15 protein-coding genes and 2 pseudogenes are annotated in these 23,069 nt (G+C 34.9%); 13 read left to right on the plus strand and 4 right to left on the minus strand.

Annotation, left to right across the window (positions count from 1 at the left end; genetic code table 11):
• Positions 1 to 696 precede the first annotated feature (696 nt).
• The 7 genes and pseudogenes from ACFIJQ_RS03700 to lpxK all read left to right on the plus strand — a co-directional run bounded on the left by ACFIJQ_RS03700 (position 697) and on the right by lpxK (position 9,011).
• Positions 697 to 1,146 (plus strand): hypothetical protein, encoded by a 450-nt coding sequence (locus ACFIJQ_RS03700; RefSeq protein ID WP_375628586.1) that lies wholly within the window; start codon positions 697 to 699, stop codon positions 1,144 to 1,146.
• Positions 1,147 to 2,838: 1,692 nt separating this feature from the next.
• Positions 2,839 to 4,170 (plus strand): TldD/PmbA family protein, encoded by a 1,332-nt coding sequence (locus tag ACFIJQ_RS03705; RefSeq protein ID WP_273787830.1) that lies wholly within the window; start codon positions 2,839 to 2,841, stop codon positions 4,168 to 4,170.
• A complete protein-coding gene (locus ACFIJQ_RS03710) occupies positions 4,157 to 4,960 on the plus strand; it encodes a 3'(2'),5'-bisphosphate nucleotidase CysQ (protein WP_026500223.1) in 804 nt (267 codons plus the stop codon). The genes ACFIJQ_RS03705 and ACFIJQ_RS03710 overlap by 14 nt, the downstream gene beginning before the upstream one ends.
• A gap of 46 nt (positions 4,961 to 5,006) precedes the next feature.
• Positions 5,007 to 5,252 carry a DUF4170 domain-containing protein gene (locus tag ACFIJQ_RS03715; RefSeq protein ID WP_012754674.1) on the plus strand — a complete coding sequence of 82 codons (246 nt, stop codon included), beginning with the start codon at positions 5,007 to 5,009 and terminating at the stop codon, positions 5,250 to 5,252.
• 261 nt (positions 5,253 to 5,513) lie between these two features.
• Positions 5,514 to 5,777 (plus strand): annotated as a pseudogene (locus tag ACFIJQ_RS03720) (type ISP restriction/modification enzyme); the annotation flags it as partial.
• A gap of 881 nt (positions 5,778 to 6,658) precedes the next feature.
• Positions 6,659 to 7,981, plus strand: coding sequence for a lipid IV(A) 3-deoxy-D-manno-octulosonic acid transferase (waaA, locus tag ACFIJQ_RS03725; protein ID WP_012754675.1), 1,323 nt, complete (start codon positions 6,659 to 6,661; stop codon positions 7,979 to 7,981).
• Complete coding sequence (gene lpxK / locus ACFIJQ_RS03730; RefSeq protein ID WP_375628590.1) at positions 7,971 to 9,011, plus strand: tetraacyldisaccharide 4'-kinase; 1,041 nt, start codon at positions 7,971 to 7,973, stop codon at positions 9,009 to 9,011. The genes waaA and lpxK overlap by 11 nt, the downstream gene beginning before the upstream one ends.
• A gap of 19 nt (positions 9,012 to 9,030) precedes the next feature.
• Here lpxK and ACFIJQ_RS03735 read toward each other — a convergent pair whose 3' ends face one another.
• Together ACFIJQ_RS03735 and mutL are read right to left on the minus strand one after the other, a co-directional pair.
• Entirely contained in the window at positions 9,031 to 9,267 is a 237-nt protein-coding gene (locus ACFIJQ_RS03735; protein ID WP_273787833.1) for a DUF2093 domain-containing protein, read from the minus strand.
• Positions 9,268 to 9,375: 108 nt separating this feature from the next.
• On the minus strand, positions 9,376 to 11,229 hold the full coding sequence (gene mutL / locus ACFIJQ_RS03740; RefSeq protein ID WP_273787834.1) for a DNA mismatch repair endonuclease MutL: 1,854 nt from the start codon (positions 11,227 to 11,229) through the stop codon (positions 9,376 to 9,378).
• Positions 11,230 to 11,468: 239 nt separating this feature from the next.
• Between mutL and ACFIJQ_RS03745 the strand changes: the two genes are divergently transcribed.
• Together ACFIJQ_RS03745 and lldD are read left to right on the plus strand one after the other, a co-directional pair.
• Positions 11,469 to 12,557 (plus strand): 2'-deoxycytidine 5'-triphosphate deaminase, encoded by a 1,089-nt coding sequence (locus ACFIJQ_RS03745; RefSeq protein ID WP_273787835.1) that lies wholly within the window; start codon positions 11,469 to 11,471, stop codon positions 12,555 to 12,557.
• Between the two features lie 1,154 nt (positions 12,558 to 13,711).
• Entirely contained in the window at positions 13,712 to 14,863 is a 1,152-nt protein-coding gene (gene lldD, locus ACFIJQ_RS03750; RefSeq protein ID WP_273787836.1) for an FMN-dependent L-lactate dehydrogenase LldD, read from the plus strand.
• Between the two features lie 1,173 nt (positions 14,864 to 16,036).
• On the opposite strand, the gene ACFIJQ_RS03755 is transcribed toward lldD, so the two are convergent.
• Positions 16,037 to 16,162, minus strand: coding sequence for a hypothetical protein (locus tag ACFIJQ_RS03755; protein ID WP_273787837.1), 126 nt, complete (start codon positions 16,160 to 16,162; stop codon positions 16,037 to 16,039).
• 1,394 nt (positions 16,163 to 17,556) lie between these two features.
• On the opposite strand from ACFIJQ_RS03755, the pseudogene ACFIJQ_RS03760 reads away from it, so the two are divergent.
• Positions 17,557 to 18,010 (plus strand): annotated as a pseudogene (locus tag ACFIJQ_RS03760) (integrase); the annotation flags it as partial.
• Between the two features lie 849 nt (positions 18,011 to 18,859).
• Here ACFIJQ_RS03760 and ACFIJQ_RS03765 read toward each other — a convergent pair.
• Positions 18,860 to 19,522: a lysozyme gene (locus ACFIJQ_RS03765; RefSeq protein WP_375628593.1), complete on the minus strand. Its 663-nt coding sequence runs from the start codon at positions 19,520 to 19,522 to the stop codon at positions 18,860 to 18,862.
• A 1,052-nt stretch (positions 19,523 to 20,574) separates the two neighbouring features.
• Here ACFIJQ_RS03765 and ACFIJQ_RS03770 point away from each other — a divergent pair.
• The 3 genes from ACFIJQ_RS03770 to ACFIJQ_RS03780 all read left to right on the plus strand — a co-directional run bounded on the left by ACFIJQ_RS03770 (position 20,575) and on the right by ACFIJQ_RS03780 (position 23,031).
• A complete protein-coding gene (locus ACFIJQ_RS03770) occupies positions 20,575 to 20,766 on the plus strand; it encodes an AlpA family transcriptional regulator (RefSeq protein WP_012754684.1) in 192 nt (63 codons plus the stop codon).
• 301 nt (positions 20,767 to 21,067) lie between these two features.
• On the plus strand, positions 21,068 to 22,225 hold the full coding sequence (locus tag ACFIJQ_RS03775) for a tyrosine-type recombinase/integrase (RefSeq protein WP_375628595.1): 1,158 nt from the start codon (positions 21,068 to 21,070) through the stop codon (positions 22,223 to 22,225).
• 275 nt (positions 22,226 to 22,500) lie between these two features.
• Positions 22,501 to 23,031 carry an antA/AntB antirepressor family protein gene (locus tag ACFIJQ_RS03780; protein ID WP_375628597.1) on the plus strand — a complete coding sequence of 177 codons (531 nt, stop codon included), beginning with the start codon at positions 22,501 to 22,503 and terminating at the stop codon, positions 23,029 to 23,031.
• Positions 23,032 to 23,069: the final 38 nt, after the last annotated feature.

A 23,069-nucleotide genomic window follows, 5' to 3' on the forward strand; every position in this document is an offset into this window, starting at 1 on the left:
TGTTAAAGGAATTGATGAATTTTGATTTCATTATGTTTTTTGTCTGAATCTCTCATTTTTTGAAGTTTTTCATAGCCCCAAGAGCGAGTCTTTTACAATATACGCCCTTTAATATAGAGGGGCCATCTGTTCTTCTGTCTAGCCAAAAATTGCTTTGAGGTGTAATGCTATTGGACCTAAATTAGCAGTATGTATTGCTGCTAATTTTTGTAAGTTATATGCTGATTTGTTAATTTCATCTACATTAAAAGTGTAACACATTGTCAAAGCTTTAGTGTATTATTAGCTTTACTACCGATGAATGTTTTTTCTCCAATAGGATATATATTTCACGACAACAGTTATGATACCTTTTTGTCTAATTTCTTTCGGCTGCACATTAATCATCAACATCTCATTAGCAGCTGAAAGCTTTCAACTATGCAGTCTGCATTTATATCCTAAATAGTGTGTAACTTTTATCTTTATTATTGTATGAACTTAAAACAGATATTTTCTATTTAAGGTAGACAATAGTGTTCATTTATACTGAACATTTGTGTGTTTATTTATTAATATCGCTTGTTGAGTTAATCATTATATATTAAGTAAATCTGAAAGTATTAAGTGTGTTATCGTTATTACATTTTTAAGAATAATTTTTATATTATTCTTTAGCAATAAAGCTAAATGATTTCTAAAACAGGGAAGATTATCATGTTTAAATGGATATATAGCGAAGAAATTAACACAGAAGCGAGTGCTGAGCAAATTTGGGCTATATGGGAAGATGTGTCATCATGGCCTTGCTGGGATAGTGAACTTGAGTGGGTAGAACTTTCTGGTCCTTTCAAAGAAGGGGCTACAGGACGCATGAAACCTAAAAAGGGACCTACAGTAACTTTTACACTTGATAAAGTTATAAAAAATGTTTTCTTTTCTGATTATGCTAAACTGCCTCTTACTCACATGAGTTTTGATCATGAATATATTTGTTCAAAAAAATCTGATTCTTCAAATAACAAAATTCGCCATACTGTAACCATGTCTGGTTTACTTTCTCCTTTCTTTGGAATGGTTATTGGGTCAAAAATTAAGTTACACCTTCGTGATGCAATGATTGAAATGAGCAGACGTGCTCTTATTGAAAACAAAATCATCTCGTAAGGGGGGGCATTTATAAAGAAGTTAATACCTTTACAAAGGCGCAGAAATCTTAGCCTTGTTAGAATGAAATCAGTTATGAGTATATAGCAAATCGATGAGGTATGATTTGGTTTTTCATTAGTCGTTGAAATCGAGTCAAATCATCTGAGAAAATTAATTTTGCACCAAAGATCTTATAAGAGTCATTGAATTTTATTCAATATATAAAAGCTTATGAGGTGCGCATTTTTACTGAAAATAAAGAAAGTTGTAGAAGCTTATTTCTGCTCTTGTGAATCTGCAGGTCGATATTGTCATGATATTTGCCAGTTTCTAGTGTTGTGATAGTTTTTGATTTGGGAGCCTTGATAAAAGGCATTTTGACTTCTTCTTAAATAGTTTTTACCAGTATTACCTCTATTCATGATGTGAGAGCGAATAGTTGTGATTTCCTCAACATAAATAAGTTTAAAATGGAGAAAGTTTAATGATATTTGATTCTTTTATGAAGATTACAAAATGATCAATAATGATTATAAATCAAAATGTTTTTTTGATTAAAAGATGATGACTTTCTAAAGAGTACAGCTTTAAAAGGCTCTAAAGGATAAATAAGCTCACTCTTAATTTCCGTAAAATTAATTTCGTATCATTCTATATATTTGGTTTAAATGTTTAAAAAAGCGATTTTTTAAAATGCGTACAGATATCCTAGTTTCTGCAAATATTTTTGTATCTGTTAAAACAATTATGAGCGATAAACTTGTCAAAATTAATTGGAAGAATACGCTTCTTGCAGATTGTATTGAAAGATAGATACAATGTTGAGCTTCATATAAAAGCTTTATTGATTATCGTTTTATGACAATATTACGCTTCTTTATTTTTTAATGGAGGGGAAAGAGTATAGTTCTTAAATCAAAATCTATCCAGTATCTTAGAATTTTTTTTTCAGGAAAAAGAAGTCGGTCAAATTATGCCTGTTTAATAACAAAATAACCGATTAAGGATGACGCATGAAAAAAGAGATGCTCTCGATTAGACGCATTAGAACCGAGAGAGAATGTTATGATCATAACTTATTTCTGATAAATATAAAAAATGAGTTCTTTGTGATACCACGTCCATGAGGGTAAAGAAGTTTATGACTGCTCATTTTGTTGAAACCATAATGAAAGGAAAAATTTTTCATTCCGTTTATGTTTTTTTGTTTACAAGATTGCCATCTTATTATGAGAGAGTTTATAGAAGCAAAGAGGTATACACAAATATAAGGCATTTTCTTGATTCTTGCTTGGAAATTAAAGAATGCTATAGGAATGAAGGAAGTTACTTGACTATCCAGAGGACATAAGGCTTGTGACTTAAGTTGTTTTATGCTTTTCGAATTTTTGAGGATTTTGACTTAAATTCAAGTGTTATTGCTAGGTCTTTTGTTGATTGCCAAGTTTTCGGTTGATTTGATTATCAGTACAGATTGGGTTATCTAAAATGATAAGGGGCAATGAGAAATCTTGAAACTAAAGAAATTTTACGACATATTGCGTCTTTTCATAAAGAAGCTAAAAAGGGAATTATTCGATGCATTAAAAGAAAAAATGCATGAAATGTGCGTAATTTTATGAATAAACATACAAGAGTTATATTCTGATTTATATAAAATTGTCAGAGTGCTTATCAATGTAAATAATAAAATATTTCAGGGAGTCTATAATGACTGACAAAAACCAGATTGAGAAAGCTGTTTCACTGGTTGAAGCAGCAAGGCGTTCTGGGGCAGATGCTGCTGATGCCGTTATTGTTCATGCTCATTCTACCAGTGTATCAGTTCGTTTTGGGAAAGTCGAATCAACAGAAGCAGCAGAGAGCAATGATTTTACTCTAAGGGTTTTTGTTGGAAAAAAAGTAGCAAGTGTTTCTGCTAATTTAGCGTCTTATCCGCAAGAACTTGCGGAACGTGCTGTTGCGATGGCTAAAGCTTCTCCCGATAGTTTATTTGAAGGTTTGGCAGATAAAGAGTGTTTGGTTAAGTCTCCTAAAGATCTTGATCTTTTTGATGATTTTGTGCCAAGCAGTCATTTTTTAACAGAAGATGCTTTAAAAACAGAGGCAGCAGCTCTTGATGTTAAAGGTGTAAGTAATTCTGGTGGCGCTGCAACAGCTTATGGTCGGAGTGGGTTTATTCTTGTGACCAGCGATGGTTTTTGTGGAGCCTATCGCTCCAGTTGCTTTTCACGTTCTTGTAGTGCTCTTGCAGGTGAAGGAACACAAATGGAGCGGGATTATGATTATACAACAGCCTTACATTTTTCTGATTTAGAGGCAGCAGAAACTGTTGGAAAGAATGCAGGGTTTGGTGCTGTCCGACGTTTGGGTGCAGTTCGTGCGGCGACTGGGGGCGTTGATGTTATTTTTAGTCCGCGTACGGCTCGCGGAATTGCAGGGCATATCGCATCTATGGTCAATGGAGCCTCTGTGGCTCGTAAAACGAGTCTTTTACAGAATTTCCTAGGCAAGGAAGTGATGAAGCCTAATGTTAATGTAACCGATCAACCTTTGCGATTACGTGGAAACGCTTCTCATCCTTTTGATGGAGAAGGGGTAGAGGGGCAAGCACTCAATATTATTGAAAATGGTATTTTAAAAAATTGGCTTCTTTCATCATCTACAGCACGTGAGTTGGGACTTAAAACAAATGGACACGGTGTGCGTTCGGCATCATTAGTGCAACCGACAAGTACAAATTTTGCTATTGAACCGGGTTTAGTATCGCCTTGCGATATGATAAAAGATTTGCGAAATGGATTTTATGTGACCGAATTATTCGGTCACGGCATTGATTTTATTACTGGTCAGTATAGTCGTGGGGCTTCCGGTTTTTGGATTGAAAATGGTGAAATTGCTTATCCGGTGAGTGAAGTAACGCTAGGTTCTGATTTGCTTCATATGTTAGCACATTTAACACCTGCCAATGATATTGATCGGCGTTATGGTACGGCGGCTCCAACATTGTTAATTGAAGGGATGACACTTGCAGGAAAATAACACGCATCATTCTTCTGATTTAAATCTTTTGCGGGATGTTTGTCGAGAGGCAGGAGATTTAGCAATGCGGTATTTTGGATGCACGTTGGATGTTTGGATTAAAGAGGGTAATTCACCGGTCAGTGAGGCAGATTTTGCTGTTGATCATTTTTTGAAAGAGAAGCTTCTTGGAGCGCGTCCAAATTATGGATGGATTTCAGAAGAAACAAAAGATAATCGAGAACAACAAGATTATGAACGCTCCTTTGTGGTTGATCCTATTGATGGAACACGAGGTTTTCTTTCTGGCAGTCCTTATTGGTGTATTTCGGTTGCCATTATTGAGAATGGGCGTCCTATAGTGGGCGTTCTACAATGTCCGGCTCAAGGAGATATTTATGCAGCTGTAACGGGTGGAGGGGCAACATTAAATGGGATAAAACTTCCTCGTTTAGCCTCGGGGGGGCATCGAAAATATAAAATTTCGCTTGATAAATCGCTCGCACAAAAATTACCAGATGATTTTCTCAATCGAGTCAGTCTTTACCATTATCTTCCTTCTCTTGCTTATCGTATTGTTCTTGTTGCTCAAGATGAAATTGATATCGTATTAGTTCGTCCGAATTGTCATGAATGGGATATTGCCGCTGCTGATCTTATTTTGCAGGAGTGTGGAGGGTGTTTTTTATCGCTTGATGCCCCTTTACTATCTTACGGAATTGAACCTTACCAATATGGACTTTTAATTGCTGGTAAAAATAATTGCTGTCAAGATATGATAGATGTTGTTCGTCAAACAAAGTTAGTTTAATCACGTAAAAGCGCGCTAAAATAATCTAAATGATATGGAGGCACATATGACTGAAACCAACGAAAAAAAACAATATTTATATCTTGTATTTGGTGGGGAATTAAAAAATCTTAACAGTAATCAATTTAAGAATCCTGATGATTTAGATGTGGTTGGTATTTTCTCAGATTATCAATCCGCTCAAGAAGCGTGGCAGGCAAAAGCACAAAGCAGTGTAGATAATGCATTACAACGCTATTACATTGTAGATTTGCATCAGTTTCTTGATGCTGAGTTAGGCGATGCAGAGTAAAGCTTGAATATTTGGTCATTATAGCCTGTAGATTGCTTCACGCTTTTGTTTAATCGTTCTTTCCATAGGTACGTTCTTCGGGTAAAATAGAATGCCGTAAAAAAGAATATGCTTGTTGTTTAAAATTCATATGTTTTCTTAAGGAAACATCTTTCAAAGCACCCAAGCACATCCCATAATGGTGTTCGTGCAAGTTATAAAATCCATTGTTGCACCACCATCTTTACGCTTAATAAAAATGCAAGACAGTTCTATTAACCTATTTACAACAGCAATATTATCATGACGAGCGATCACTCGAAGTTTATGATTATATTGTGAATAGTCACTCTGCTTTTGAATGGAGTATGAAACATTAATGCGTTCAGATTAATAAAAAGAGTAGCATTATTAATGATACCAATTACTACTTCGTTGAGATTATTAGCACTCCCTACTTATCCATTGGAATTTTTCCAACAAGTTATCACTATAAGCTTAGAAACCATGAAAGTCGTTAGAAACTTACCAAAATTAGAAACTTAGAAAAACTGAATAGATTGATGAAGTTAACTTACCTCATAAGTTTTTTTGAGTACTCGTTTAAAACTACAATCTATAAATTAATTATTTTGTGTTGATTATACACAATCTTAAAAGGAATAATACACCATGCGATCTCCTGAAAAGAGAGGATTTAAAATTTTGAAAACTCTTATTTAAATTGTTTTAAGACTTTTAAAAAATTTTCTATTAAACAAGATTAGATTTTTCTGGATTACCTTTAAGAGATTATATCACAATTTAAAATGAGAACTTTATACCGTTCAAAAGTTTTTTTTAAGATTAGTTTTATATATTCATTTTATTGAAATGAAATCATAGAGATTAGGCTTTTTTTAAACATATTTTATTTTTTGAAAAATTGATAATACATAATATATGTAAAAATAAGTTTTTTCTCTAAAATACCAACGTGCAAAATTCAAAGTTTTACTAAAATCATAATAAGTATTTATTCAGTGAGCTGAAAAAAATTGATACAATCTATGTTATAGGTTGTATGATATTTATCATTTATATTTTCAAAATTATAATCGACTGAAATGTAGCTTTGTTATTTTTTAAGTAAGATTTTTTATAGGGTGCAGAATACAGTGATAAAATCGATATAAGTGACAAAATTTCATTAAAAGAGATTTAAATAAATAATGTGTATATGTTATCTTTATAGGGAAATTTAAAAAAATATGGCGATAAAATTACGTTTTTTGTCCTTTATGTATTGAATTTTCTCATGGGTGAAGCGTTTTTTATTCAAGATATGGATAATATTAAAAAAATATGGATGTAACTAATAGTGTTGATGAATTTTTTAACAAAATAAGCATATAAATATCTTAAAGTAGCTGGATGAGGTGATTTAAATGGTAGAATTAAAGGCACATACGGCTCTTTTAAGCTATCGGATGATTGGTTTTTGCTTATGTCCTGTTATTCCTTTTTATTTGTTCTTTCGTGCTATTCGTGGAAAAGAAGAGTGGTGTCGCAAAAAAGAGCGTTTAGGTAAAAGTTCTCATGTACGCCCCCAAGGTTCGTTAGTTTGGTTGCATGCAGCAAGTGTTGGAGAAACACTTGCACTTGTTCCACTTGTAAACTATATTTTATCATTAAAAATCAATGTATTAATGACAACTGGGACTGTAACATCTTCTACTCTTGTGAAAAAACATTTTGGTAATAGGTTGATTCATCAATATGCTCCTTTGGATTTAGATTTTGCAGTGCGCCGTTTTATTAGTCATTGGAAGCCTGATCTTGCCTTGATTTGTGAATCAGAAATTTGGCCTCTTCGTATTAAAGAACTTGCAAAAATGCGTATTCCGCAGATTTTGGTTAATGCCCATATGTCTGAACATTCTTTTAAAGCTTGGCAAAAACGACGCGTTCTTGCCAAACATATTTTTAAGGATATTGATTTGGCGATTGGTCAAAACGAAAGAGATGTAGCTTATTACCATACACTTGGCGTAAAATCTGTTACGTTTTCTGGTAATCTCAAGGCTGATGTTTTTCTGGTTGAAAATCAAGCATTGCTTGCACGTTATCGTAATGCTATCGGCAATCGCCCAGTTTGGGCTGCTGTTTCAACGCATGAAGGGGAAGAGGAGATTGCTTTTGAGGTCCATAAGATTGTTAAAAATTATTTGCCAGATTTATTAACAATTATTGTGCCTCGTCATCCTGAACGTTCAGAAGATCTTATCAGAAAATGCGACAATAAGGGATTACGTTTTATTCGTAGGAGTAGAGATGCTGTTCCAAACATGAATACCGATATTTTATGGGGAGATACAATTGGAGAAATGGGTCTTTTTCTTCGCTTATCGAAAGTTTCTTTCGTTGGTAAGTCGTTATGTGGAAATGGTGGACACAATCCATTGGAATTGGCTTTGCTTGGTTCCGCTATTTTGACAGGTCCCCATGTTTCAAATTTTCAAGAGATGTTCGAACAATTTTTAACGCATGATGCAGCATATATGGTTCAAGATACAAAACAGCTTGCTATTCAGGTGTATAAGCTTTTAACAAATGAAACATTGCGACAAGAAATGGTTGATAAGGCTCATGAAGTGGCGACAGATATGGCAGGTGCACTTGAGCGCACATTAAAGATTTTAGATCCATTTTTACAACCCCTTGTAATACAAACAGGTTTACGTCAGCGTCAGGGTAGATATGCATATTAGCGCCCCCCATTTTTGGTGGAAAAATAAAAGCTTTTTGCGTTTTGTATTAGCTCCAGTTTCATGGGGGTATGGTTATTTTTCAAGTCGTTTTATGGCAAGACAGCCTCCCGTGATTGATTTGCCAGTTTTGTGTATTGGAAATTTTACATGTGGCGGTGCGGGTAAAACGCCGGTTGTTATTGCTTTTACCAAAGTGGCTAAAGAACTTGGTTTCGTACCTGGTGTTGTATCACGTGGTTATGGTGGATCAGTTAAAGGGGTACATCTTGTAAATGAGAAATATGATACTCCACACAATGTTGGAGATGAGGCACTTTTACTTGCACGGCATGCTTTTGTAGCTGTATCACCTAATCGTTATGCAGCGGCACAACGGCTGAAAAAAGAGGGATGTAATCTTATTTTAATGGATGATGGATTTCAAAGTCGCCGTCTTTATATGGATTATACGTTACTCGTTGTTGATGCGATGCGTGGTTTTGGTAATGGAGCTGTCTTCCCAGCAGGACCTTTGCGCGTACCATTAAAAACGCAGTTTACTTTTATGGATAGTGTTTTATTGATTGGTCACTCCGATGCGCCTGATAATATTGCTTTTCTTGTTTCTCGTACTGGAAAGCCTTTATATCGTGCTCATCTTAAAGCCAGTGCCTCTGATGAGGTTTCAGGAAAATCATTTTTGGCATTTGCCGGTATTGGCAATCCAGATAAATTTTTTAAATCTATTAAAGAATTGTCTGGTCATGTGGTGCAAACTTACATATATCCAGACCACTATTTTTTCACAGATAAAAATTTAAAAAGCCTTATACAAAAGGCTAAAATGCACAATTTATGGCTAGCAACAACAGCTAAAGATTATATCCGTATACAGACAATTCACACGCAAAAAGATTTGAAAAATCTTATTGTCTTTGATGTGAATGTCGATTTTGTTCAAAAAGATTTCTGTCGTATGGTCCTTGAGGAGGTCATGACCCGCTTTAGAAAACGTTCCCTTGAATTTTCTTGTCTAAAAGGTAAAGGCTAAATTTATAGCTTTCGAGGGTTTATTTTTCTTTTGTTTTTAACAATTGCTTGAGATATGGGTTGCACTCAAGTTCGCGCTGATAGGAGATTTCACAACTAGCATATGCTTCTTGACGGTGATGATTCCAATATTTTAAATCATCTATAGGGATTTTTTGTCCGCTAACAGCACAAATGGTATAGGTACCATATTCTATAATGTCATATCCATTATTAGAATAATGAATTTTTGCTTCGCGTTCACTATCGGAAAACATTATAATTCCTTTTTACTGATACAAGAGATTCAAGAAAAGTGCCATAAGATATATTATAAAGTTGAGAGTTAATTTAAAAGTATTTTTCTTGTCAAAATAGTTAAGAGTTTATTTTCTGCCAAAAAGCCGTTCTATATCTGCTAATTTGAGTTCAATATAAGTAGGGCGTCCATGATTACATGTACTTGTATTGGGTATTGCCTCCATTTGTCGCAACAGTGTGTTCATTTCTTCGGGGCGTAAAAGGCGGCCTGACCGTATTGAACCGTGACAAGCCATCGTTGCTGCAACATAATCAAGCATTGCTTTTAAATTGTTTGTTGTATCATACTCAGCGGCTTCATCTGCGAGATCTTTAATAAGGGCTTGGACGTTGATCTCTCCTAACATGGAAGGTGTTTCACGCACAACAATTGCTCCTGGTCCAAATGGTTCTATTCCTAATCCAAATTTTTGCAAAGCATCTTTATGGGTTAAAAGGCATGTTGCATCCTCTTCAGAGAGTTCTACAATTTCAGGAATAAGTAATAACTGTGAAGGAAGCGGTTTGGAATAGAGTGCATTTTTGAGTGCTTCATAAACCAATCGTTCGTGAGCTGCATGCTGATCGACAATGATCAAACTATCTTGTGTTTGGGCGATAATATAGTTTTTATGGATTTGTGCTCTGGCCGCTCCTAGTGGATAAGATAACTCTTCTGATGAAGATGTAGTGTTTGGAATGTATGCATCCCCACTTGGTATATTTAAGCCCTCCATAATAGGAGTAGCATCTTCTTTCAAACCAGAAGAACTAGTCATATCCAATGGTTTGTGAACCATTGAAGCGGTGGAAAAATGATGAGGCTGTGGGCTATAAGAAGAGGACTGGTACGTGTTCTTAAAATTGCCTAACGGTTGTTGTGCCAATGGTTTTTGTATTTGAAATGCAGCTAGCGTTGCTTCAGAACGGGTTGAAGTAGGACGAATACCAGATTGCTGTAATGCTTCACGAATAGCTCCAACGATCAAACCACGAATTAATCCTGGATCACGGAATCGTACATCAGCTTTGGCTGGATGTACATTAACATCTACCTCAGCAGGTGGGAGATCAATAAAAAGAATAGCGACAGGATAACGATCTCGTGTCATGACATCAGCATAAGCGCCTCGGATAGCGCCCCATAGAAATTTATCACGCACGGGACGCCCATTAACATAAGCAAATTGATGAAGGCTGTTATTTCGGTTGAAGGATGGCAAACAGGCAAAACCCGTTAAGCGCACTGCTTCGCGTTCAGCATTCAGTGCGATGCTATTAGGGGCGAATTCTTTTCCCATAATTTGCGTAATACGTTGTAATTGTCCTTGAATATTATTTTCTGTAGCGGACAGTTCCATAGATGTTCTGTCTAGTCCTGAAAGAGAAAAGCGGATATGTGGAAATGCGATAGCAATTCGCTTAATCATATCGCTAATAGCATTTGTTTCAGCCCGATCGGTTTTCATAAATTTTAATCGTGCCGGCGTGACAAAGAAAAGATCACGAACTTCAACAATTGTTCCAAGGTTTGCAGCAGCTGGTTTGGGTCCTACAATTTTTCCTGCAGTAACGGAAATTTCAGCGGCGCTCTCAGCATCTTTTGTTCGTGAAATGAGTTTAAGTTTAGCAACAGAACCAATAGAGGGGAGGGCTTCTCCTCTAAACCCAAGGAAGCAGATATTGTGTACGTCATCGGTAATCTTTGAGGTACAATGGCGAGAAACTGCTAAAGTTAACTGATCTGCAGGAATTCCATAACCATTGTCACTCACCTTTATAAAATTTTTTCCACCATTTGCTGTAATAATTTCGATGCGTGTTGCACCAGCATCAATAGCATTTTCAACAAGTTCTTTGACAACATTTGCTGGTCGTTCAATAACTTCACCAGCGGCGATTTGATTAATAATATTTTCGCTAAGATGGCGTATAATCATAATAAATTCTAACAGGAATCTTAAGGCTTCTATAAAAAATTATGATAACATCATTTGCGCGACATTCAAGAATAAGAGAGTATGGAAGGTATTATTTTTACAATACCTCCTATTTTATTTTATGTTAACAAATCGGTTGGAAAAAACAGAAAAAATAGTTTTTATTACCTTAAAATAGCTTGCACCAATTTATCATCTAGGTCAAAAAAGAAACAATGTAAAAAGGGAAGGCAATATATATGGCGCGTATAAGCGGTATTTTAGCAGATAGTGATATACAAGCTTTGATTGAGAATAACTTTCTCAAGGCTCAGTATCCATTTGATAGATCTCAAATACAACCAGCAAGCCTTGATCTTCGTTTAGGGGAGAAAGCTTATCGTATACGTGCTTCTTTTATGCCGGGCCCTAATACAAAAGTTTTGGATAAGCTTGAACGGTTAAAGTTGCATGAGTTTGACTTACGAGACGGAGCCGTTTTGGAAACGGGGTGTGTTTATATTGTTCCTCTTTTGGAAAATTTAGCTTTACCAGAATTTTTATCTGCTGTTGCCAATCCCAAAAGTTCTACAGGCCGATTAGATATTTTTACGCGTGTCATTACGGATAATGCTCAGGAGTTTGATAAAATTTGTGCTGGTTATCATGGTCCACTTTATTTGGAAATTAGTCCACGCACATTTCCAATTTTGGTGCATAAAGGCTCACATTTATCACAGCTTCGGTTTAGAAAAGGGCAAAGTTATTTAAATGAAGTTGAGTTACACACTTTGCAAAAGCAAGAAACACTGATATCGGAGGATCTTCCTAATATTAGCGCTGGTGGTATTGGTCTTTCCATTAATTTAAAGGGAGACGAAAACGGGCTTATAGGTTATCGTGGTAAACATCATACAAGTGTTATTGATATTGATAAACGTGCTGTTGCCCACGTTTTAGATTTTTGGGAACCTCTTTTTGATCGTGGTCAAAGGGAGTTGGTTCTTGATCCTGATGAATTTTATATTTTAGTTTCACGAGAGTCTGTTCATGTGCCTCCGCTTTATGCCGCAGAAATGACTCCTTTTGATCCTTTAGTTGGTGAGTTTAGGGTGCATTATGCAGGCTTTTTTGATCCAGGATTTGGGCATATGGAAGCGGGTGGAAAAGGAGCAAGAGCGGTTTTAGAAGTGCGGAGCCATGAAGTTCCTTTTATCTTAGAGCATGGTCAAATGATTGGCCGTTTGGTCTATGAGCATATGCTTAATCGACCATCAACCCTTTATGGACATGATGTTGGATCACATTATCAAGCACAGGGTTTAAAGTTGTCCAAGCATTTTAAATGAGTTGGAAACTACGAATTTTGATAACATGTATCCAGAAAGTGTATTTTGGATAAAAGAAAATTTTGTTCTTCGCAAAACCGGCGCCATTCATTCTATTTTTAGTTTCCAAAGTTATTGCATCCCTTGCATTTGAGAGGCATTTTTACTTCTTTTTTTCAAGAGGCTGTATCTATACGAACTTCGTTTATGATGTAAAAAAGAATAGTTTTGATTATTTCATCATGAAAAAATCTAAAATGAAAGAATTTTACTATATTCAATATGTTATTCGTATTTATTGATTATAATAAATCAATAAATTACTAAAATTCAATATAACAGTAACGTATTTGCTTTTCAAAGTAAACATGCGAGATTGGATGCTGCTATTGCTCCATTTTTCTAGAGCTTGAATGACCAGTATATTTTATTTCGTATAAAAATTATCCTTAAGAGCCAATAAAGAAGTTTTGCACTACAGTTTAGTAACAATTTTTTTAATAAACATTGTTCTACTTTTAGTAACTCATTTATAGCTTCAAGATATAAAATATTGCTAGAAAATTATTCAATTCAATATGGAGAGCTTCTACTCGTATGAACGTTAAAAACTTTTTTATGCTTTATGTGAATTAGGCACTGTATATTTTTATAAACTTTCATGAATAAGTAATAGGTCTCAGTTTTGAGTATTGATATAAGAAGATTTCTGGATGTATGCGATAGCTTTATTTCCAGTATTAATAAAGGATTTTTTTATCTTTTGGGGGAGATTATGGTTTATACTTAATGACTACAGGCTCTATATTCTTATAACCGATAATTTAAGGACCTTTGGAGGGAGAAACGACTTTAAATTATAACTAATTAAGCTGCGGAGCAATCGCTTTCGAAGAGGTATTTGTTTAAAGAAAGTATAACACTTCAATTGTACATGAACAATATATGAGTGGATACGTTATTAATGATACCCCATACTGTGAGATTTTAAATTTGGATAGGAGAAATAAAGACATTGTTTTTATCAATTAGTTTTTTTAGAAAGTTGCAATCTCTGTTGCTTCTATCTATTCAATAGAGCGTTTTGGGAGAATATCGAGTAGGAAGTTACACGGATTCGCTTTTATGCGTTTTAGGATATCTTCTCTTTTTATTTAGGAACAATGGTGCCATCAATGATTATTTCTTCAACACTTGATTATCGTAAGGCAGCAAAGCGTCGTCTTCCTCCCTTTCTTTTTCACTATATTGATGGTGGGGCTTATGCTGAAGAAACGATGCGACGTAACTGTAAAGATCTTCAAGCTCTTGCACTGCGTCAAAGGATTCTAAGGCAAGTTGGTGAAGTTGATCTTTCAATCAAGCTTTTTGATCAGACACTTGATTTACCGATTGTACTTGCACCTGTTGGGCTAACGGGCATGTATACACGTCGTGGAGAGGTAAAAGCAGCGCGTGCCGCAGTGGCAAAAGGGATTCCTTTTACTCTATCCTCTGTTTCAGTTTGTCCCATTGCGGAAGTGCAAGAAGCGGTTGGAGATGCATTTTGGTTTCAACTTTATGTTCTCAAAGATCGCGGTTTCATGCGTGATGCACTAGAACGGGCTTGGTTAGCTGGTGTACGCACGTTGGTTTTTACAGTTGATATGCCAGTTCCTGGTGCACGTTATCGTGATGCGCATTCGGGGATGTCTGGTCCTTATGCTGGATTACGTCGTTTTTTACAAGCGTTTACTCATCCATATTGGGCTTGGAACGTTGGTGTTATGGGGCGCCCCCATGATCTTGGAAATGTCTCCACTTATCTCAAAAAGAAAATTGCATTGGATGATTACGTTGGTTGGCTTGGTGCAAATTTTGATCCATCAATTGGTTGGCATGATTTACAATGGATTCGCGATTTTTGGAAAGGAAAAATGATTTTGAAAGGTATTCTTGATCCAGAAGATGCACGAGAAGCAGTAAAATTTGGTGCGGATGGTATTGTTGTTTCTAATCACGGCGGACGTCAGCTTGATGGTGTATTATCAACAACACGAGCGTTGCCTGCAATTGCGGATGCTGTAAAGGATCATTTGACTATTTTAGCGGACTCAGGTGTTCGTTCTGGTCTTGATGTTGTACGCATGATAGCACAAGGTGCGGATGCTGTTATGATTGGCCGTGCTTTTGTTTATGCGCTTGCAGCAGCAGGTAAGAAAGGTGTTATGCATCTCCTTGATCTTTTTGCCAATGAAATGCGGGTAGCTATGACACTGACCGGCACTCAGACAATCAAAGATATTACACGCAAGAGTCTAGTAAATATAGATGTTTTTAAGCAATGAAAGCAATATGTTATACTGCTTTCAGAAAAAGAAAGTCTTTTTATAGAGGAGCATAATTATATATTTTACAAATATGTTGACAGTTAAATTTAAATAGAAAAGATCAAAAAGCTCCTCTATAAAATCACAGAAAATACTCAGTAACTAAAATAATACTCCGTAAATACAATAATATTTAACGCAAAAATCTTAATAATAATAAACACAAAAAAAACACTAATAACATTGCATACATCTTTTACTTATTTTATTAAAAGCTCATTCTATGGATAAAAAGGAACAAGCGCTGATATTAAAGGTAAAACAATTGTTGATATAGAAAAAATAGATATAAATAATGCTGTGAGCATTTTTCCCTCCTATATATAAAAATATAACATGTTAATTACTTCTTTCCAACATTAGCATAAAACGTAAATTTATAAACTTCATTTAGTTTTATTTTAATATATAATAATATTAATTATGGCATATAAATAAAATTATTAAAAATGTCAATATGTATTTATTGCAAGCTATAATTATAATAAAAAATGGATCTAATAAATAATATTTATATAATCTATATATTATTTATATTAATTTTATTGGTAATATATTATATGGATATGATATTGTTTTTATGGAGTACATTTTTAAGCAATGAAAAAATACCCATACAATCTTTAAAAAATCTCGTTTACTGAGAGCAAGACTGCGTGAATTAATGTGCTTTTCTTTCTTATTTTCTTACATCACTCAATGAGTTATGATGTTTTTGAACTGGCGAACATATTAGGAAGCAGTTGAATATTTTTTGTATAGTATGTCATTGCTAACACTGTTTATGCTTTCTCTATTGATTTCATAATTTGTTAAAAAATCCAGTTTGTTTTTATTACAGATGGGGTCGTTAGGTATTCCTAATGATACAAATTGGCATAGAATGTTTTGTTCTATAAGCGATTTAACAATAGCATCTCTAGGCTTCTCCATTGATACTATGCTCTTCATAGACAACAACAGATTGGTGAGATTGGCATAACTCTAGCACAGATATATTATCTCAAAGTTGAATTGTTGGCACACTTGTAAACGTTGGGATAACTTTATGTTTTTTGAAGCTCTACAGCAATATCAAGACAAATCTGAACAGTTTTTTCAGTAGTAAGTAAGAGAAAATCTTTTCCCTTTTTAAACAGAAGTTTTGCTGATATCAATTTTTAAAGCATTTTTATGAATATTCATAACAGCATGCTTTCCTAAACCTATATAAACGGGTACAAGATTACTCAGAGTAGAAAGAATTACAGTTTCCATTTGATCGAATTACTCTCATAAGTAATTGGATAATATTTACTATATCGCTGAATAAAAAAGAAAAGTTTTCTTTCTTTAAATAGAGGATGTGTTGTCATCTAGCCAATAGGGATAGTTTGCGAGAAATTTGTTCGATGCAAGACAACTTAACATTGCAGTTACTTTTTATCATTTGAAGCTGGGAAAAGAAGGCTAAGATAGATGAAAGAATATAAAAAATAATGGATACATTTTAAGATAAAAAATTATAATTCTGTTAATTCCACAACAGTTGCTGCTGATATTGGTAACAAAAGAAATTTGACTAAAAAAATTATCAAAATTATTGAGGACATTCCTCATAGCATGTAGATTTATTGGTATGGGTGGGATTTTCTTTGAGCAGAAATTGATTCTATCCCCTGAAATCAGCAATAATCATCTCAGATGATGTCGTAAACTTTTTGGGGATGTTACAACGCCACTATCATCCTTTTATGAAAAAGGCTAGCATTTCAGATGAGTAGCTGTGAAGAGTTTCAACGTTTAATACAGCAAGACCCAGCAACTCTCACGGATTTAGAACGGGCTTCAAGGTTTTTATATTTACAGCGATTAAGTTTTAGAGGGAAGGTAAATCGTATGATGAGAGTTGAAATCCGTCGTAGCGTGTGGGTTTAAGTCTTTCCAATTTGAAGGCGTGCTAAAACTTATTTGCCTCTGTTTAGCAGGTGTTAGCATTGAACATTTAAACTGGTCTGATTTTATTGTGCGTTATGATCATCTAAAAACCTTGTTTTATTTTTCACCACTTTATTGTGGTTCTGAAGGTTATTCCAGAAAAGCTTTTTATAAGCGGGAGAATTATCAGCCGATGTCTAAGCTGCTTGCATAAATAAAAGGGAGGTTTCTTTTGTCTTTAAACAATATGCTAGAAATTCAAAAAACTTTAGGTAACTTCATAAAAGAGATTACATCATCTTATACAGATTGCTCTTCAAATAATACAATTTCTGGTAAGGAATGGGGCATCACCAATTTTGATTTCTAAAAAAGAAACAATACGTATTAAAGAGTCTTTAAATTTGTAGACTTTTTGAGAATCCTTTCAGAATCTTTTGAAAAAAGTGAACTGATAGAAGATTTGCTATCAAAATATAGAAACTTTTCTAGCAAGTTACGAATAAATCTAAAAATATATATTAAATATAAAAAACAGAGTGATATGCTGGTAGACTGGGCTTTAGAAACAAGAATCAAAATGTATAAAGATGCATAGAGGCAAGATTGGTACAGATCATTTTTATGATTCAATAAAAAATAAAAACTAAAGAAAAAATTCTATATCAAAAATTTAAGGCGGTTTAAAAGGTGGACGGGCAATGCATAGAAGGATGAACGAGAAGGTGAATTAGGTGAGGGCGATTTATAGATTATCAGCATCTTTTGTAAAAGTATCTCCCCAAGGTAAATATTGTGATGAAGTAAGATTGTGGTTGAATATTCGAAAAGATAATACGCACTCTTAATTTTTCCGTTATACACATCACAATAAACGCCGTGAAAGGCACGGTTCTGTTACAAACTTTCTCTAAAAGCAGCATATGAGTTTGCAAGATATTAGAGTGATATTTTAAAAGAAGGTAATGGTCCCATTTTATTTCAGGAATAAGTTATCTTAAAACAGCAAAGCAATATTTTTCAAGAAATTGCAAAAGCGGCTTTTGAAAGCAAAAAAGCAGAGTTGAAAAATGAAGGTAAAAACGGTTGCTGGTTTTCTCCACTAGAGTTGCATGTTATTTCCCACATAGGGAATTTATTACAGAAAAATTAACAGCCAATATCACTCACAATGTTTTTGCGTCACTTTAGCATGAAAAAGCAGATACCGTGCGAAACTATTTATCTTATCTTCAACATCATTATTACGATTAGAAAGCTGAAAAAACGTCATTCACAAATCACATAAAAGCTGTCCATTATTCATTATACAATCCCGTGGGTTGCTTTTCTTAAGCATGCCAAACCCTATTTTGTTGAAGACAGAACGTTGTGTATCATTAGTTCTTTGAACGATGATAGCAGTGCAATCCGTAAAATCTTTTCTCATCTTCTTTTGATAGGATAACAAAGATGCTCTTGGAATACATCAATAGACTCAATCACTTTATACAAATATAACCTTGTTGAATTCTTTCGCTTCAACTCAGACATCTCCGTCACTCTAATTAAATCCAATCGACCACCAGAGTGTTTTTATCCTTTAAGTTCTTTTACGTTTAATCTGAATATATCGACCTCTTTCAAATCGTTTCATTGATTAATATTTCAGAGGAATTGTATCTTTAGCACTTTATTTTCCGTTTATGTCTCCAACCACATAGACCTGCACCTTGTTCGTTATGTTTTAAATATCTCTCGCCAAATTTGGATTAATCACATTGATATCTTGTCGATTCAAATAAATTGGCAGCCATCTAATACAAGAAGTTCGTTCATTCGTCGCGCAGCCAGTTAGAAAGCTTAGTACGCATAGCAGCATCACTTTTCTTATTAATCTTCATTTTCTACCTTAAGCCGTGTTGTCCTATCTTGAAAGCTTCCTTTGTTTTCTTTTACTTCTCAACTTGTTTCCCAAGAAAAAAGGCTTTCACTAAAGCTATAAGAAAAGTTGCTATGGTCACTGACGTCATTGTTAGATATTTTTTATCCATAAGATCATAGGCGGTGTTCTTGAAAGCGTTTAGCAATGTATACCATAGCTGTACAAGCAGCTAAAACCATAATGCCTGCTAAAACCCATTGAACAGGACCATTTCCTGAAAAAAACCCTCCAAGCCCTGAAAAAGAACCTATGATTGGTGCAAGAGCTTCTACTTTGCAAATACCTGTTACACCTTCTGATTCTACTACATGATAATTTGGGGCAACATGAGATCCTTTCGCCCATAATCCTGCTTCGGCTGCTCGGCGATTGACAAGACCTTGGATACGTTTTCCTCCTACTCTTGTCCATTTTTGCAATTCAGTTGGTACCACTTCATATGCACCTTTATTGAGCTTTTTTAAAAGTGTAGAATTGCAAAAGGCTGTTATTCCTACGTTATAGCAAAATGATACTAATGCCGCGAATTGTTCATTGTTTAAAGGAACGGTAACGGCTTTTTCAACAACGAGTTCACACTCTCTCAAATCCTGACAAAGGATTTTTTCAGCTTCTTTTTCCGTAATTTGCATGTCTTTGTGGACGCTTGGAGCACCAGCAGCATTTGTATGTCCATAACCAATTGTCCATACACCACCAGAATATTCATAAGCCGATAAACGTAAGCCTTCCAATTGCTTAATCAATGCAAGCCCTTCTTTTGATATTTTTCGCATTATTCTTACCTATAAAAAAACCTACACAAAGCAGGATATGAATCGAAAACTTACATCTACTCATTTTTAAGAACAGAACAGCGAAAGGGCATAATAAATTCAAAATATCCATAGTGAGTTATGTTAAAACTCATATCATTTTTTGAACAAATATTATGCTAAACACCATTCATTTTGCAGCAATTGATCTCCATCTCAAGATAATAACTTTATAATAAATCCATTTATAATCAGATAGATTTTACTCATAAATTCTTACAGTTGATCCAGAATGATTTAGAAGAACTTTACTTAAAAAACTTCAATAATCCTGATGAAAAAAAGCATTTTTTAACAAAAAAATAAGAGATATAATAAGTAATGAAATAATAGGTATTGATTTTCAAGTAATTGCATAACCCATAACTTCCACCATAGAATTATTTTCATAAAAACAAAAAAACATTACAGTTGAATATTATAGATCTATAAATTATCTTAGAATCAACACGATATACACGTAACGTATTATACATATTTAATCAAAAAATCTATAGTGAATTTAACTGTTATTTATTTTTTCCTCTAATTGCTTAATTTTCTTAAAAAATATCTTTATGAAGGATTTTAAATAAAATGTTATATAAAAACATAATCGATATTTTCTCCCTCTCTAGTAGTCTGTTTCCAACTAAAACAATATAGTAGTGGAGCATATTCAATATATGGACCAATGATATTGGATAGTGTTGTAAAGAATATTGTATTGTAATAAACTTGAACGATGATTTCGGTTTCATATATTTTTCCATATGAATAACGCTTTCGTCTTTTTCATACGAAGTGTTTTATGGGGCATTCGGGGACAATGGTATCATCTTTGTCTAGTGTTGTATTGGCTACGTTTCCAGAAGCGTCTTAAACAAATCAATCAAGCTATTGAAATCTTTTTAGAGGCAATAGCACAAGAGATACAAAAGATTTTAACAAAAAGCCGCTTGAAGATATGGGAGGTTCTCTCCTCCTAGTATCTCCGCCCATTTACATAACATAAAAAAGAGAAAGGTAATGAGATGATATTTGATGATGGCGATAGATATGTAACAACCCGTGAATGTGTACAGCTTTTTAGTGTATCCACAACAACGATTCGCAATTGGGTGCTTCAGGGGTTGTTTCCGGAGCCATATAAGCTAGGGAGAGCAGTGAGATGGAGAAAGAAAGAGATCTTAGCCTTTACTCCAAAGAAAATAAGAACAAATTAGGTAAAATTATATAAACTGTAGAAGGTGGTCTTCAAACAGATAATTAAATAAAAATCTATATGTTCTAATATGAAAAAGAGAAAATGCGGTGCCGCATGCCGGCAAGCAGGGGCTTAGCAACAAGATTCAAAGTATATAAAGATGTGTAAGGGCGTATTGATGTCTATAGCTTTTTATGATTCAATAAAAAAAGTAAGTATTAAAGAAAAAATCTCAAATCAGAAATTAAAGGTGGTCTAAAAGGTGGACCCAAAAAGGTGGACGAGCAATGCTTGAAAAGGTGGACGAGAGGGGACGTTAAGTGAGGGCGATTCATCGGTTATCAGCATCATTCGTAAAGACGTCTCCGCAGGGTAAATATTGTGACGGGGCAGGGTTGTGGTTGAATGTTCGAAAAGACAATACACGCTCTTGGTTTTTTCGCTATACGCACCACAATAAGCGCCGTGAAATGGGACTTGGTCCTGTTACGAAACTCTCTTTAAAAGAAGCGCGTGAGCTTACAAGATATTATAGTGATATTCTTAAAGAAGGCAATGATCCTATTGTCTTTCGAGAACAGACTATTTTAAAACAGCAAAGCAATATTTTTCAAGAAATTGCAAAAGCGGCTTTTGAAAGCAAAAAAGCAGAGTTGAAAAATGAAGGTAAAAACGGCCGCTGGTTTTCTCCACTAGAGTTGCACGTGATTCCACACATTGGTAATTTACCTATAGAAAAATTAACAGCCAATATCATTCGCAATGTTCTCGCACCCCTTTGGCATGAAAAAGCAGACACAGCGCGAAAAGCACTTAACCGTATCAATATTTGTTTGAAATATGCTGCGGCTCTTGGTTTAGATGTTGATCTACAGGCTTGTATGAAGGCACGCGCGCTTTTAGGAAAACCACGTGCGACATCAACAAATATTCCTGCTATGCCATGGCAAGAGGTTCCGGCATTTTATCAAAGCTTGGATGATAAGATCCTTTCAAATTTAGCACTGAAGTTATTGATTTTGACAGGAGCACGGTCATATCCATTGCGCTATTTACGCCTTGAACAAATTGACAAAAATATATGGACGATACCAAAAGAAAACATGAAAGGTATTGTAGGGAAAGTTTCAGATTTTCGCGTGCCATTAAGTCGTGAAGCTTTGAAAGTAATTGAAAAATCTCTCCCTTTTGAGAAAAAAGGTTTTCTCTTTTCTGGTCTTACCGGCAAGCCAATTTCTGATGCAAGTATGGCAAAATATATGACAGTTTGCGGCTTAACTTATCGTCCCCATGGTTTTCGTTCAAGCTTACGGGATTGGATAGCAGAGACAACGTCAACACCGTTTGAAATTGCCGAAACTGTTCTTGCCCATTCAGTTGGGAGTTCAGTGACAAAAGCTTATATGCGAACGGATTTTTTAGAACAGCGACATGTTCTTTTAGAGCAGTGGGCGTCTTTTATATCAGGAGAGGCTTGACAGGATTATAACAATGTGTCTATTGTCGAATGAGGTGCTTGAAAAACACCTTAAAACAACTAGCGGATTGGTTGCCGAAATAACTGATCTTCCGCAATTTAAAAGCTTTGACTCATTGTATGCTAGACGCATATAATGGCTTTGTCGGGTGTGGTTATGCCATATAATACCCTTTACGGGGAAAGCATAACGACGGGCTAGTTGCCGTGTTTTTCAGCACCCGGCATTTTTATAAAAAGTGTCAATGAAAAACATCTAACAACTAGGAGTTCGCTATGAACACTCTTATAGAAATTACGGAACAAATCATTGATCAGCAAACTGTTCAAACCGTTAACGCGCGTGAGTTACATACGTTTTTAGACGTTAATATACGCTTCAACGATTGGATTTCACGACGGATTGAAGAATATTCTTTTCAAGAAAATCAAGACTTTGTGAGTTTTACTCAAAAAAGAGTAAAACCTAAAGGCGGTCGTCCAAGCATAGAATATCACCTCACCTTAGACATGGCGAAAGAACTTTCCATGGTTGAACGCAATGAGAAAGGACGTCAAGCACGCCGTTACTTTATTGAATGTGAAAAGAAACTGAGAACCCAAGCTGTTGATTATGATAATGATACATGCTTTGATGATTTTAACTATCTTCGCCAATATGTTTTGACAAATTATCCTAAAATCATGGGTATTATCTTTGGTCGTCTTTTAAAAATAGATGAAATCGAAAAAGAGCTTGATCATTACAAATCAGTTACAAAAGAAGCCAAGCGCGTTCTAGCAAGATCTGTTGTGAAAGCGGCTTAGTTTAAAACACGATTCATCTCCCCATTTCAAAAGTGGGG

The sequence above is a fragment of the Bartonella sp. TT67HLJMS genome, assembly GCF_042193375.1.
Taxonomy (GTDB): Bacteria; Pseudomonadota; Alphaproteobacteria; order Rhizobiales; family Rhizobiaceae; genus Bartonella; species Bartonella grahamii.